This window comes from Pseudomonas sp. RT6P73, assembly GCF_054897715.1.
Window position 1 is genome coordinate 5,399,137 of sequence record NZ_JBUBUV010000002.1, and the last position, 13,650, is coordinate 5,412,786.

A 13,650-nucleotide genomic window follows, 5' to 3' on the forward strand; every position below is an offset into this window, starting at 1 on the left:
CCATCGCGGGCAAGCCCGCTCCCACAAGGTTATTGGTTGACCGCAGAATAGGGGCCAACAGATATCTACTGTGGGAGCGGGCTTGCCCGCGATGAGGCCGGTACTCACACCGAAGAATACAGCTGCGAACGCTTATTCAGCCGTCGAAGGCTTTTCCCAAAGATTAATCCCGCCTTCCTGGGCAAACCGGTCAATCTCCGCCAGCTCCTCAGCGCTAAAGCTCAAATTCTTCAACGCCCCGACGTTCTCGATAATCTGCTCCGGCCGGCTCGCACCGATCAATGCCGAGGTCACACGCGGATCGCGCAACGTCCACGCCAACGCCAGTTGCGCCAGGCTCTGCCCGCGACGTTTGGCGATTTCGTTGAGCCCACGCACATGGGCGATGTTGGCTTCGGACAGATGAGATTCCTGCAACGAACCACCGCCCGGGCGATTGACCCGCGCATCTTTCGGAATGCCATTGAGGTATTTGTCGGTCAACAAACCCTGTGCCAACGGCGTGAACGCAATGACGCCGGTGCCGAGTTCGTCGGTGACATCCAGCAGGTCCTTTTCAACCCAGCGATTGAGCAGGTTGTACGCCGGTTGGTGAATCAGCAACGGCACTTTCCACTCTTTCAACAGCGCCGCCATCTCACGGGTTTTAACCCCGGAATACGACGAGATACCGATGTACAGCGCCTTACCCTGCTGCACGGCGGTGGCGAGGGCACTGGCGGTTTCTTCCAGCGGTGTGTCCGGGTCGAAGCGATGGGAATAAAAGATGTCCACGTAGTCCAGACCCAGGCGTTGCAGGCTCTGATCAAGGCTGGCCAGCACGTATTTGCGTGAGCCGCCGCCCTGGCCGTAAGGGCCGGGCCACATGTCCCAGCCGGCCTTGCTCGAGATGATCAGCTCGTCGCGGTATTGCTTGAAGTCTTCGCGCAGCAAACGGCCGAAGTTGATCTCGGCGCTGCCGTACGGCGGGCCATAGTTGTTGGCCAGGTCGAAGTGGTTGATGCCAAGGTCGAAGGCGGTGCGCAACAGTGAGCGCTGAGTGTCGATCGGCGTGCTGTCGCCGAAGTTGTGCCACAGGCCCAGGGACAGTGCCGGCAGCACCAGACCGCTGCGGCCTACGCGGCGGTAAGGGATAGAGTCGTAGCGGTTTTCGGCAGCGGTGTAAGTCATCGAATCCTCTCTTGCCTGTCTTGAAGTTAGTATCGACTGCTTCGCAAGTTGCCCAGCATACGCCCAGACAAACGCCGATAAACCTCGGACTCGAGAAAATGCTGAAACGTTTCACAGATTTTTATGATCGTTCCCACGCTCTGCGTGGGAATGCAGCCCGGGACGCTCCGCGTCCCATCCAGAGCCGAACGCGGAGCGTCCGTTGAGGCATTCCCACGCGGACGGATCGACGTGGGAACGATCAAAAACAGCGAGCAAGGTCAAACAGCATCCGCAAACACCTCCCCCAACCAATCCACAAACACCCTAACCCGTGGAGACATGTGTCGGTTGTGGGGGTACAGCACCGAAACCGGCATTGGTGGGGGTGGCGTGTCGATGAGGACTTCCTGTATCAGGCCTTGGGCAATCTGCGTTTCCATTCGGTAATGCGGACACTGGATCAGGCCGAGCCCGGCAATCGCCGAGGCCGCGTAAATTTCCGCACCGAACACTGAAACCGCGCCATCGATAGCGACTTCTTTGAGTTCGCCATCGACCATGAATTCGAAGGGGAATAACTTGGCGGTGGTGCGCGAGACGTAGTTCACCGCCCGGTGGTGTTGCAGGTCTTCAAGGCTTTTCGGTTCGCCGTATTTGCGCAGGTACGCAGGGCTGGCGCAGGTGATCTGGCGCAGGTTGGCGATGCGTTTTCCGATCAGCGCCGAATCATTCAACGTGCCGGCGCGCAGCACGCAGTCGACGCCTTCTGCGATCAAGTCGACAAAACGGTCGGCCTCGCTGATGGACAGTTCGATGTCCGGGTAACGCGCCATGAATTGTGGCAATGCCGGGATCACAAAATGCTTGGCCAGGGTGCCGTGCAGGTCGACGCGCAATCGGCCTTTGGGTGCGCAGCCGCGAAAAGCCAGCTCGGCTTCTTCCAGTTCCGCCAGCAAGTGCACACATCGCTGGTAATAGGCCTCGCCGTCCAGCGTCGGGCGCACTTTGCGCGTGCTGCGTTCGAGCAAACGCGTACCGAGCCATGCTTCGAATTGATTAAGGGTATGAGTCAACGTCGCCCGCGGCAGGTTCAGGTCCTCGGCAGCCAGGGTGAAGCTGCTGCGCTCGTAGATTCGCACGAAGACCTTCATCGCTTTGACTTGATCCACAACGTTGCTCCTGAAGCTCGATTGTTGGCGATTATTGAACAGTCAAGGCAACTCTCGTGCATTTATCGGCCTGAGTAAACATGTGAATCTGGCTTCACACCCAGCAAACATTTTTAAAGGAATCACCGCCATGACCACTCAAACTTCAAAAGTTGCCATCGTGACCGGCGCCTCCCGCGGCATCGGCGCGGTGATCGCCAGACAACTGGCCAGCGAAGGTTTCGCCGTCGCCATCAACTACGCCAGCAGCGCCACCGAAGCCTCGAAGCTCGTTGTTGAATTGCGCCAGGCCGGCCATCAAGCCATAGCGATCAAGGCCGATGTGGCCAGTGCCGATGACGTGCGCCGGATGTTCGACGAGACCGAAACACAGTTGGGCAAAGTCGATGTGCTGATCAACAACGCCGGCATTCTCAAAGTGATGCCGCTGGCGCAACACACCGATGAGCTGTTCGACCAGACCTTCAACATCCATGCGCGCGGCACTTTCAACACTTTGCGTGAAGCAGCAACGCGTCTGAATAACGGCGGGCGGATCGTCAATTTTTCGAGCAGCACCGTCGGCCTCAACCTGCCGGGCTACGCGGTGTACATCGCCAGCAAAGCGGCGGTGGAATCCCTGACTCAGGTGTTCGCCAAAGAAATGCGCGGTCGCAACATCACCGTCAACGCCGTAGCCCCCGGGCCGGTGGCGACCGAGCTGTTTTTGCACGGCAAGAGCGAAGAACAGATCCAGACCTTCGCCAAGATGCCTCCGCTGGAGCGCCTGGGTCAGCCAGAGGATATTGCTCGCGTGGTGTCCTTTTTGGTTGGGCCGGATTCGGCTTGGGTCAATGGACAGATTCTGCGGGCTAATGGTGGATTGGTTTAAGCTGATTTGCAGGCAGGCCAGACGCTTTCGCGGGCAAGCCTCGCTCCTACAGGTCGTGCGCCAATTTGAAATGGCGCGTGACCTGTAGGAGCGAGGCTTGCCCGCGAAGGCGGTCTCAAGACAGCACACATCTGAAGGGAGGACACGCATCATGCACACCACGATCATCATCACCTTCGGCCTGATCCTGCTGGCGCTGATGCTGTTCATCGGCGAGAAAATCGGCTTCAGCCGCCAGACCCTGGCCTACAGTTTTGTCGTGCTGTGGCTGGCCCTGACGCTGATCAACGGCGCGGTCGGCATCGTCCATGCCGGCCAGCCGTTGAGCACGGAACTGGTGGTCGGCAGCGCCGTGTTCGGTGTACCGGTGGCGGCGCTGGTGCTGTTCATGGTGCTGAGCACCGAAACGTGAGCAGCACCGCCCCGGCGATCAACGCACCAGATGCAAGAACTGCAAATGCCGTTCGTACTGATCAAGGATGTCGTTGATGATCTGCTCCTTGGTGTAGCCCACCAGATCGTAGTCCTGACTGCCCTCGCTCAAATGCACTTCTGCCCGGTAATAACGACGGTTGTTGAGTTCCTTGGAACCCATGCCGCCACGGGCAAACGATGGCGTGAAGTAGCCACGCATCTGCACCTGATAGATAAACGGATGCTCCTCGCCGTGACCGATCTCCAGGCTGACGTTGTCGTTGGCCGGGTCCGGTTGAGTGACCACGTTCAACCCCTTCTCGACGAACACCGCCGAGACTTCTTCAATCGCCGGGCGCACCGTCGTATCGAGGAAGCGGTAAACCTCATCGCGTGACGGGAAATGCACGGCCTGGGTCAAGCGTTGACGCCAGCCACCACGCCGCGAACCGGACACCGGTGCCAGCGAATGCAGCTGCGCGATCTGCTTCTGCGACTCCAGATAGAACGCCTTGTGCAGCCCCCACATCATCAGCAGCAAGATCAGCGAGAACGGCAACGAAGTGAGCACCACCGCTGACTTCAGCGCATCAATACTGCCGGAGAACAGCAGCGCACTGGTCACCAGCGCCGTCATCGCGCCCCAGAACACCCGCAGCCATTTCGGCCCGTCTTCATCCGGATTGCCGCCCTTGGCGGACAACGTCGACAGCACCACGGTGCCGGAGTCGGCCGAGGTGACGAAGAACACGAAGCTGATGAACACCGTCACCGCGATCACGGTTTTGCTCCACGGGTAGGTTTCCAGCAGCAGGTAGAGGGTCATCGACGGGTTGTCGATGGCCGACATACCGAGCGCAGTCATGCCGTGGTTGAGCACTTGGTCGATGGCGCTGTTGCCGAAGATCGACATCCACGCCAGGGTGAAACCGAGCGGAATCAGCAACACGCCGAAGACGAATTCGCGGATGGTCCGGCCACGGGAAATCCGCGCGATGAACAGACCCACGAACGGCGACCACGCAATCCACCAAGCCCAATAGAACACGGTCCAGCCACCCAGCCAGTCGCTGGGTTTGTCGTAGGCGTACAGGTCGAAACTCTTCATCGGCAACGCACCGAGGTAGTCGCCGATGTTCTGGATCAAGGTGTTAAGCAAGTGCTGCGTCGGCCCGGCAAACAACACAAACAGCAGCAGCGCACAGGCCAGCAGCATGTTGATGTCGGACATCACGCGCACGCCTTTGTCGACGCCGGACACCGCCACGATGATCGCCGCGCCCATCATCAGCGTGATCAGCCCGACCTGAATCCACTGGGTGTGAGCGATGCCGAACAGGTAGTCCAGACCCGAGTTGAGGTGCAACACCCCGAAGCCCATGTCGGCGCCGAGGCCGAACACGGTGGCGATGATGCCAAAGCCGTCCACCGCGTAACCGATCGGGCCGTTGATGCGCTTGCCAATCAGCGGATAGAGCGCCGAGCGCAAGGCCAGCGGCAGGTTATGGCGATAGGCGAAATAGGCCAGGGCCATGCCGACGAAAGCGAACACGCCCCAGCCATGCAAACCCCAGTGCAGAAACAGAATCTGCATCGCCTGACGCGCCGCATCCGCCGTGCCGGCCTCGCCTTGCGGCGGTTGCGCCAAGTGGGTCAGCGGTTCGGACACGCAAAAAAAGAACAGCGTGATGCTAATCCCGGCGGCGAACAGCATGCCGGCCCAGGACAGGTAACTGAATTCGGGCTCGTCGTGGTCGGCACCGAGCTTGATCTTGCCGTAGCCGGACAAGGCGGTGACCACCACGAAGACCAGATACAGCGTCATCGCGAGCATGTAATACCAGCCGACCGTATTGGCCGCCCAGTTTTGCGCTTCCAGCAGCCAGGCGCCGGCCTGTTCAGGCATGGCGATGACGACGATGCCGAACAGCAGAATGAAGGTCGCCGCGAAGTAAAATACCGGCGGATTCATGCGGACCTGGCCGCTCGGAGGGAGGGACGATGCACTCATGAAAGGTGCACCTCGAAGGGATGAAACTGGGCAATCAGTAACGGACTCGGCAAGGCAAGCCTCCTGTTGTGAACGGGCAGCAAACCGGCGGTTTAACTTGAATGAGCGTTCAAGTTAAACATGAATAGGGTGCTAAGGACTAATCGCAGGGCTCGGCGGTACTCTGTGGCGAGGGAGCTTGCTCCCGTTGTGCCGCGCAGCGGCACCCGGTTTTTTGCAAAGGTACGGCTGCTTCGCACCCGAGCGGGAGCAAGCTCCCTCGCCACAAAATCTTGTGCCTTTACGCTAGCTCAAGGATGGGTATGACGGGGGATTTGGAGGATTCGTTCAGAGGGAGATTATCTAAATGCCATTATTTGGGTTCGGCTTGAAATCAATCGCGAGCAGGCTCGCTCCCACAGGGATAAGTGTCGTCCACAAATCTGTGGCCCAACACCCATCCACTGTGGGAGCGAGCCTGCTCGCGATGAGGCCAGTTCAGTCAGCCGAAAATTCGAGATTTATTTCTGCGTCCCATCATCATGCTGCAAATTCGCCTGCGTCAGGTTGCACCCGGCCGGCACGCTGCGAGTCAGCCAGACGTTGCCGCCAATGGTCGAGCCCTTGCCAATAGTGATCCGCCCCAAAATCGTCGCGCCAGCATAGATCACCACATCATCCTCAACAATCGGATGCCGTGGATGGCCCTTCTGCAATTGCCCGTCCTCATCCGACGGGAAGCGCTTGGCGCCCAGCGTCACGGCCTGATAAATCCGCACGCGTTCACCAATGATCGCCGTCTCGCCGATCACCACACCCGTCCCGTGATCAATGAAGAAGCTGCGACCGATCTGCGCCCCTGGATGGATGTCGATACCGGTGGCCGAGTGGGCGATTTCCGCGCTGATCCGTGCCAGCAGCGGCAGCCCCGCGCGGTACAAATGGTGCGCCAGACGATGGTGAATCACCGCCAGAATGCCCGGATAGCACAGCAACACTTCATCGACGCTACGGGCCGCCGGGTCGCCGTGATAGGCCGCCAGCACGTCGGTGTCCAGCAAGCTGCGCAGCCCCGGCAGTGCGAGGGCGAAGCCCTGAATGATCGAAATGGTCTTGGCCTCGACTTCGGTGTCGGCCTCGGCACTGTGGCGAGCGGCGTAACGCAGTTCGAGTCGCGCCTGCGCCAGCAACGCATTCAACGCGACGTCCAGCGTGTGGCCGACGTAGAAGTCTTCACTCTCCTCACGCAAATCCACCGGCCCCAGACGCATCGGGAACAGGGCACCGCACAGCGCTTCAAGGATCTCCGCCATGGCCGCTCGGGAAGGCAACTCGCGACCGCCCTGCTCGCCGCTGGCGCGGCCGTTTTGTGCGCGCCACTGGTCGCGGGCTGTACGCAGTTGGCTGACGATGGTCTGCAATTGCCAATGGCTGGAACGCTCGCTCACGGTAAAAACTCCTCACGGGCGGCCGGACTGCCTGGCCGCACTGACGGCGATTACTTTACGGCAAGGTCTTGAAGGCGAATTAAGAACCAATTGTGCTGTGTACAACACTTTCAGATATAAGCGATTGTCGGTTGCCCACATTTATAGCCGTGCCTATAGTCCTGAGATCTTTCTCCGCCAGTACGGACCCATGATCAAACAACAGCTCGCCCGTTTTGACCGCCTCGATCTCCTCGGCCACCCTACCGCGCTTGAAAAACTCGAACGGCTGTCGACCTGGCTCGGCCGCGATGTGTACGTCAAACGTGATGACTTGACACCGCTGGCCATGGGCGGCAACAAGCTGCGCAAACTCGAATACCTGGCGGCCGATGCCTTGGCCCAGGGCGCCGACACGTTGATCACCGCTGGCGCGCTTCAGTCCAACCACGTGCGTCAGACCGCCGCCATTGCAGCCAAACTTGGCCTGGGTTGTATTGCGTTGCTGGAAAACCCGTTGGGCACCGACGACCCCAACTATCTCGGCAACGGTAATCGGCTGCTGCTCGACCTGTTCGATGCCAAGGTCGAGCTGGTGGAAAACCTCGACAACGCCGACGAGCAACTGCAAGCCCTGGCCGATCGTCTACGCAACAACGGCAAGAAGCCGTACCTGGTGCCGATTGGTGGCTCCAATGCACTGGGCGCCTTGGGTTATGTGCGCGCCGGGCTGGAACTGGCCGAACAGATCAAGGACACCGGCCTGGAGTTTGCCGCCGTGGTGCTGGCCTCGGGCAGCGCCGGGACCCACAGTGGTTTGGCACTGGCATTGAGTGAAGTACTGCCGGATTTGCCAGTGATTGGTGTCACGGTTTCCCGTAGCGATGAAGATCAGCGGCCGAAAGTCCAGGGCCTGGCCGAGCGCACTGCCGAGTTGTTGGGCGTGAAACTGCCGGCGAGTTTCAAGATCGAACTGTGGGACGAATATTTCGGTCCACGCTATGGCGAGCCGAATGCCGGGACGCTCTCGGCGGTGAAGCTGCTGGCGGGTCAGGAAGGTTTGTTGCTGGATCCGGTGTATACCGGCAAGGCCATGGCCGGGTTGCTCGACGGCATCGGCCGCCAGCGCTTCAACGACGGCCCGATCATCTTCCTGCACACCGGTGGGGCGCCGGCGTTGTTTGCCTACAAAGACTTCCTGTAGGCGATAGTCCTGTGGCGAGGGAGCTTGCTCCCGCTGGGTGCGAAGCACCCCAAAGCTGCGACGCAGTGTTTCATTTGAATCGCGGTGACTGGGTTTACGACTGCTGCGCAGCCGAGCGGGAGCAAGCTCCCTCGCCACAGGGAATTGCATCAGCCTGATATTCCATTAAAGAACAACAAACTGAATATTTATTATTTTCCTATCTAAAGACACCATCATATAGTCACGCCGCAGGCGAATTTGCAGCGAGACGCATACGCTGCTTTAGGGCAGGATATTGCAGTCGTCCAAATCCCGATTTTGCCAACATTCCTAAAAGCGTCTTCATAAGAAAACACAGGGGCTTGTCATGAATTTTTCCGCACTACGTCGAAATCTGCTGGTCGGTTCGCTGGGCCTGGCGCTGAGCGCCGGTCTGCTGGGGCAAGCGGTTGCCGGTGAGCAGCTGCAAAAAATCAAAGACGCGGGCGTGATCAACGTCGGTCTGGAAGGCACTTACCCACCGTTCAGCTTCGTCGACGCCGACGGCAAACTGGCCGGTTTCGAAGTCGAGTTCTCCGAAGCCCTGGCCAAAGAGCTGGGCGTGAAGGTCAAACTGCAACCGACCAAATGGGACGGCATCCTCGCCGCCCTGGAATCCAAGCGCCTGGACGCCGTGATCAACCAGGTGACCATCTCCGAAGAGCGCAAGAAGAAGTATGACTTCTCCGAGCCGTACACCGTTTCCGGGATTCAGGCGCTGGTTCTGACCAAGAAGGCTGCGGAGCTGAACATCAAGTCTGCCGCCGATCTGGCCGGCAAAAAAGTCGGTGTAGGCCTGGGCACCAACTACGAGCAGTGGCTCAAGGACAATCAACCAAAAGCCATCATCAAGACCTATGACGATGATCCGACCAAGTTCCAGGACCTGCGTGTCGGCCGCATCGACGCCATTCTGATCGATCGCCTCGCCGCGCTCGAATACGCTAAAAAGGCCAAGGACACTACCGCCGCCGGCGAAGCGTTCTCCCGTCAGGAAGCCGGTATTGCCCTGCGCAAAGGCGAGCCTGAGTTGCTGGCTGCGGTGAACAAAGCCATCGACAAGCTGCGTGCCGACGGTACGCTGAAAAAGCTTTCGGAGAAATACTTCAGCGCTGACGTCACTCAATAATGGAAGCAGCTTTCCAACTCGCACTGGACTCCCTGCCCTTCCTGCTCAAGGGGGCCTACTTCACGGTCATCTTGAGCCTGGGCGGTATGTTCTTCGGCCTCATGCTGGGCTTCGGCCTGGCACTGATGCGCCTGTCGCGCTTCAAGCTGGTGAGCTGGATCGCCCGCATCTACGTGTCGTTCTTTCGCGGCACGCCGTTGCTGGTGCAACTGTTCGTGATCTATTACGGCTTGCCGCAATTGGGCATGGAACTCGATCCGCTGCCGGCGGCCCTGATCGGCTTCTCGCTGAACATGGCCGCTTACGCCTGTGAAATCCTGCGTTCCGCGATCAGCTCCATCGAGCGCGGTCAGTGGGAAGCTGCCGCCAGCATCGGCATGACCCGTGCGCAGACCCTGCGACGGGCCATCATCCCGCAAGCGATGCGCACCGCATTGCCGCCGCTGGGCAACAGCTTCATTTCGCTGGTCAAGGACACCGCGCTGGCCGCCACCATCCAGGTGCCGGAGCTGTTCCGCCAGGCGCAGCTGATCACAGCACGCACCTTCGAAGTGTTCACCATGTACCTTGCCGCCGCGCTGATCTACTGGATTCTGGCCACGGTGCTCTCGCACCTGCAGAACAAGTTGGAAGAGCGGGTCAATCGGCACGATCAGGAGTCCTGACCCAATGATTGTCGTGGAAAAACTGACAAAGCAGTTCAAGGGTCAAGTGGTGCTCAACGGCATCGATCTGGAAGTGAAGGAAGGCGAGGTGGTAGCGATCATCGGGCCTAGCGGCTCGGGTAAAACCACCTTCCTGCGATGCCTGAATTTTCTGGAAGAACCCACCAGCGGCCGGATCAAGGTCGGTGACATCGAGATCGATGGCAGCCGCCCGTTGAACCAGCAGCAGAGCCTGGTGCGGCGCTTGCGCCAGCACGTCGGCTTCGTGTTCCAGAGCTTCAACCTGTTCCCCCATCGCACCGCCCTGGAAAACGTCATCGAAGGCCCGATCATCGTGAAGAAGATCCCGCACGCCGAAGCCGTTGCCCTGGGTAAAAAGCTCTTGGACAGGGTTGGCCTGGCGGGCAAGGAAGACGCTTACCCGCGACGCCTTTCCGGTGGTCAGCAACAGCGTGTGGCGATTGCCCGTGCACTGGCGATGGAACCGGAAGTGATCCTGTTTGATGAACCGACCTCGGCGCTCGATCCGGAGTTGGTCGGTGAAGTGCTGGCGACCATCCGCAGCCTGGCCGAAGAGAAGCGCACCATGGTCATCGTCACCCACGAAATGGGCTTTGCCCGGGACGTGGCCAACCGTGTGGTGTTTTTCGACAAAGGTGTGATCGTCGAACAAGGCGAAGCCAAGGCGCTGTTTGCCAACCCGAAAGAAGAGCGCACGAAACAGTTTCTCAGCAAGTTTCTGAATAACGCCAACCACTAATATCGCTGCATTATTTGTTAACTTCCACGGATGGAAGTAACAACTATCCCCGCTACGAAAGTCTCCCGATACTCTCTCCTCGCTTATTCGAACAATGGATTATTTTCTACCGCTGCGTGCGGTACATATATATGTCCTGCAACAGATTTACCTCGCTTAAAATTTACCAAATCTACCGCCCTCACTGAGCACACGGTCGCCGCCACCCACCCATGAAAATCGATAAATACGCGGCCAAATTCGACAGAGCGATGCGGTTTATTAACTTCAACGCGTAGGATTTTTCTGAATAACACTGAATGCACTACTTAACTAGCCAGTTCTATTGACACCTATTCAAGCGCACTCTTATCTAGTCGCCAGCAGGCGTCAGCCATCGTTCCAAGTCATTATTTAAACTTGCAAATAGTGATCAACTTTGTTGCTCGGTAATTCACGCCTTTTGCTCTTTCAGAAACGGACTTCGCTGCAAGGCTTCAAGGAGAAACCCATGACAAGCACCTCGAATAAATCCGGACTTGCGGCCCCTACCCTGGCGCAATCTCACAAGACCGGCATCAATGTCACGTCGGCGGCCCATCTGCTGATCGACGTGGCACCCTACCCCGGCATGGACGAAGGCGACCTGATCGAACTGTTCTGGGACAACTGCTACGTCGCCTCCCGCGTCCTCACGGCCGATGATGTCGGCGAAGTCGTCAGCCTGCGTGTGCCGCAAAGCTTCATCGCCAATGGCGCCTCCTGCATTCACTACCGCGTCATGCAGGTCGGACAAGGGCCGGCGCTGTCCCTCGCCACCCGGGTACAGATCAAGCTCGATTGCCCGGGCGGCCAGCCGATCACGTTGTGCGGTCACGAAAACGAGCACCTGGCACCGGTGGGTCTCCCCGAAACCATTCGCCGCCAAGGGGTCAATCCGAATCAGATCAAACGCGGAGTGCCGTTGACCATCGAGCCTTATCTGAACATGGCCGTCGACGACGAAATCACCCTGCGCTGGGGTGATGTGCGCATGGACCTGCCGCCGCTCAAGGCTGGCGAGGTGGGCCAGCCGATTCAGGTCTGGGTGCCGCCGGCGATCATCCTCGAAGCCGGCGAAGACCTTCGGCTGGAAGTGACTTACTGCATCCTCGATCGAGTGGGCAACAACTCCGGCTGGGCACCGCCGCGCAGGTTGAAGATCGGTTGCAACAATCCGTACCTGAAGGCCCGGCCCAAAGAGCTGCTCATGGCCGCCGAAACCCGCAAACGTTGAGATCCCTGAGTCCAACTGTAGGAGCGAAGCTTGCTCGCGAAGAACGATAACGCGGTGCGTCAGAACTGACGCCTTCGCGGGCAAGCCTCGCTCCTACAGGGGAAAGCAGCGCCCTTCTATGTATATTCCTAAAAGTTAGTTTATTAATTTTTTATACACGCTTAGGGTATATGCACCGGACCACCGGACATTCTTGATTTTCGTTCGCCGCCTCCATCGCGGCGACTCCATGAGATGTGAGGTAGGTATGGTCCGGAACACAATCACCCCAGTGCAGATCGCCAGGGCATTGCGTGCAGCCAAGGAGCGGCACTGATGTCCAGTCTGGCAGATGCAATCGTTCAGAGTGATCTGGACATCGCCCCGTTGTTGTTGCCCGCGCAGGTCTTGCGCAACGACGCACAAGCCATCAAGGCCGCCCATGAGCTGGCGCAAGTCGCCCGCCTGCAAGCAGCCAAACGTGACCGGCAGCGCAAGTTGCCATGGTCGGAAATCGAACAGTTCACTCGCAGCGGATTAGGCAGCATTGCCATCCCCCGTGAGTACGGTGGCCCGCAGGTTTCGTTCGTCACCCTCGCCGAAGTCTTCGCGATCATTTCCGCAGCGGACCCGGCGCTGGGACAGATCCCGCAGAACCAGTTCGGCATCCTCAATCTGGTGCTCGGCAGCGCCACGGAATCGCAGAAAAAACAGCTGTTCAAAAGCGTGCTCGAAGGTTGGCGGATCGGCAATGCCGGGCCGGAACGCGGCACCAAAAACACCCTCGAACTCAAGGCACGGATCACCGCCGACGGCGACGGCTTTGTCATTAGCGGGCAGAAGTTTTACTCCACCGGCGCACTGTTCGCCCATTGGGTGGCGGTCAAAGCGCTGAACGACGACGGCAAGCAAGTGCTGGCCTTCGTCCGTCGCGGCACGCCGGGCCTGCGCATCGTTGATGACTGGTCGGGCTTCGGCCAGCGCACCACCGCCAGTGGCACGATTTTGCTGAACAACGTGCGAGTCGACGCCGAACTGGTGGTGGACAACTGGAAGATCAACGACAGCCCGAACACCCAGGGCGCCGTGTCGCAACTGATTCAAGCGGCCATCGACGCCGGCATCGCTCGCGGCGCCATCGATGACGCCATCGAGTTTGTGAAAACCCGCGCCCGGCCGTGGATCGACGCCAAGGTCGAGCGGGCCAGCGATGACCTGTATGTGATCGCCGACATCGGCAAGTTGAAAATCGAGTTGCATGCCGCCGAAGCGCTGCTGCGCAAGGCAGGACAAGTGCTGGATCAGGTCAACGCCGCGCCACTCACGGCCGAGTCCGCCGCCCGCGCCTCGATTGCCGTGGCTGAAGCGAAAGTGCTGACCACCGAGATCTCGCTGCTCGCCAGCGAAAAGCTCTTCGAACTGGCCGGCAGCCGCGCGACCCTCGCCGAATTCAACCTCGACCGCCACTGGCGCAACGCCCGCGTGCACACGCTGCACGACCCGGTGCGCTGGAAGTATCACGCGGTCGGGACTTATCACTTGAACGGCACTTTGCCCGCTCGCCACTCCTGGATCTAACGACCAGAACACTTTTGACCAGATCTCTGGAGAAAC

General features: G+C 59.2%; 12 protein-coding genes. 8 read left to right on the top strand and 4 right to left on the bottom strand.

Going from position 1 to position 13,650, the window contains the following annotated elements:
• Positions 1–132: 132 nt before the first annotated feature.
• Both mgrA and ACYZT6_RS25020 read right to left on the bottom strand, forming a co-directional pair.
• A complete protein-coding gene (gene mgrA / locus ACYZT6_RS25015; RefSeq protein ID WP_102593420.1) occupies positions 133–1,170 on the bottom strand; it encodes an L-glyceraldehyde 3-phosphate reductase in 1,038 nt (345 codons plus the stop codon).
• A 260-nt stretch (positions 1,171–1,430) separates the two neighbouring features.
• Positions 1,431–2,321: a LysR family transcriptional regulator gene (locus ACYZT6_RS25020; protein ID WP_462029049.1), complete on the bottom strand. Its 891-nt coding sequence runs from the start codon at positions 2,319–2,321 to the stop codon at positions 1,431–1,433.
• A gap of 130 nt (positions 2,322–2,451) precedes the next feature.
• Between ACYZT6_RS25020 and ACYZT6_RS25025 the strand changes: the two genes are divergently transcribed.
• Entirely contained in the window at positions 2,452–3,192 is a 741-nt protein-coding gene (locus ACYZT6_RS25025; RefSeq protein ID WP_462029050.1) for an SDR family oxidoreductase, read from the top strand.
• 151 nt (positions 3,193–3,343) lie between these two features.
• A complete protein-coding gene (locus ACYZT6_RS25030; protein ID WP_462029051.1) occupies positions 3,344–3,604 on the top strand; it encodes a hypothetical protein in 261 nt (86 codons plus the stop codon).
• A gap of 18 nt (positions 3,605–3,622) precedes the next feature.
• Here the strand turns inward: ACYZT6_RS25030 and betT are convergent, their stop codons facing one another.
• Together betT and epsC are read right to left on the bottom strand one after the other, a co-directional pair.
• Entirely contained in the window at positions 3,623–5,578 is a 1,956-nt protein-coding gene (gene betT / locus ACYZT6_RS25035) for a choline transporter BetT (RefSeq protein WP_461959415.1), read from the bottom strand.
• 539 nt (positions 5,579–6,117) lie between these two features.
• Complete coding sequence (gene epsC, locus ACYZT6_RS25040) at positions 6,118–7,044, bottom strand: serine O-acetyltransferase EpsC (RefSeq protein WP_462029052.1); 927 nt, start codon at positions 7,042–7,044, stop codon at positions 6,118–6,120.
• Positions 7,045–7,234: 190 nt separating this feature from the next.
• Between epsC and ACYZT6_RS25045 the strand changes: the two genes are divergently transcribed.
• The 6 genes from ACYZT6_RS25045 to ACYZT6_RS25070 all read left to right on the top strand — a co-directional run bounded on the left by ACYZT6_RS25045 (position 7,235) and on the right by ACYZT6_RS25070 (position 13,614).
• On the top strand, positions 7,235–8,227 hold the full coding sequence (locus ACYZT6_RS25045; protein WP_462029053.1) for a D-cysteine desulfhydrase: 993 nt from the start codon (positions 7,235–7,237) through the stop codon (positions 8,225–8,227).
• A gap of 349 nt (positions 8,228–8,576) precedes the next feature.
• Positions 8,577–9,377 (top strand): cystine ABC transporter substrate-binding protein, encoded by an 801-nt coding sequence (gene tcyJ / locus ACYZT6_RS25050; protein WP_010464802.1) that lies wholly within the window; start codon positions 8,577–8,579, stop codon positions 9,375–9,377.
• Complete coding sequence (gene tcyL / locus ACYZT6_RS25055) at positions 9,377–10,042, top strand: cystine ABC transporter permease (protein ID WP_462029054.1); 666 nt, start codon at positions 9,377–9,379, stop codon at positions 10,040–10,042. The genes tcyJ and tcyL overlap by 1 nt, the downstream gene beginning before the upstream one ends.
• A 4-nt stretch (positions 10,043–10,046) precedes the next feature.
• Complete coding sequence (tcyN, locus tag ACYZT6_RS25060) at positions 10,047–10,802, top strand: L-cystine ABC transporter ATP-binding protein TcyN (RefSeq protein WP_462029055.1); 756 nt, start codon at positions 10,047–10,049, stop codon at positions 10,800–10,802.
• Between the two features lie 490 nt (positions 10,803–11,292).
• Positions 11,293–12,057, top strand: a complete 765-nt coding sequence (locus ACYZT6_RS25065; protein WP_462029056.1) for a hypothetical protein — start codon at positions 11,293–11,295, stop codon at positions 12,055–12,057.
• A gap of 315 nt (positions 12,058–12,372) precedes the next feature.
• Positions 12,373–13,614 carry an SfnB family sulfur acquisition oxidoreductase gene (locus ACYZT6_RS25070; protein ID WP_462029057.1) on the top strand — a complete coding sequence of 414 codons (1,242 nt, stop codon included), beginning with the start codon at positions 12,373–12,375 and terminating at the stop codon, positions 13,612–13,614.
• The last annotated feature ends 36 nt before the right edge of the window (positions 13,615–13,650 follow it).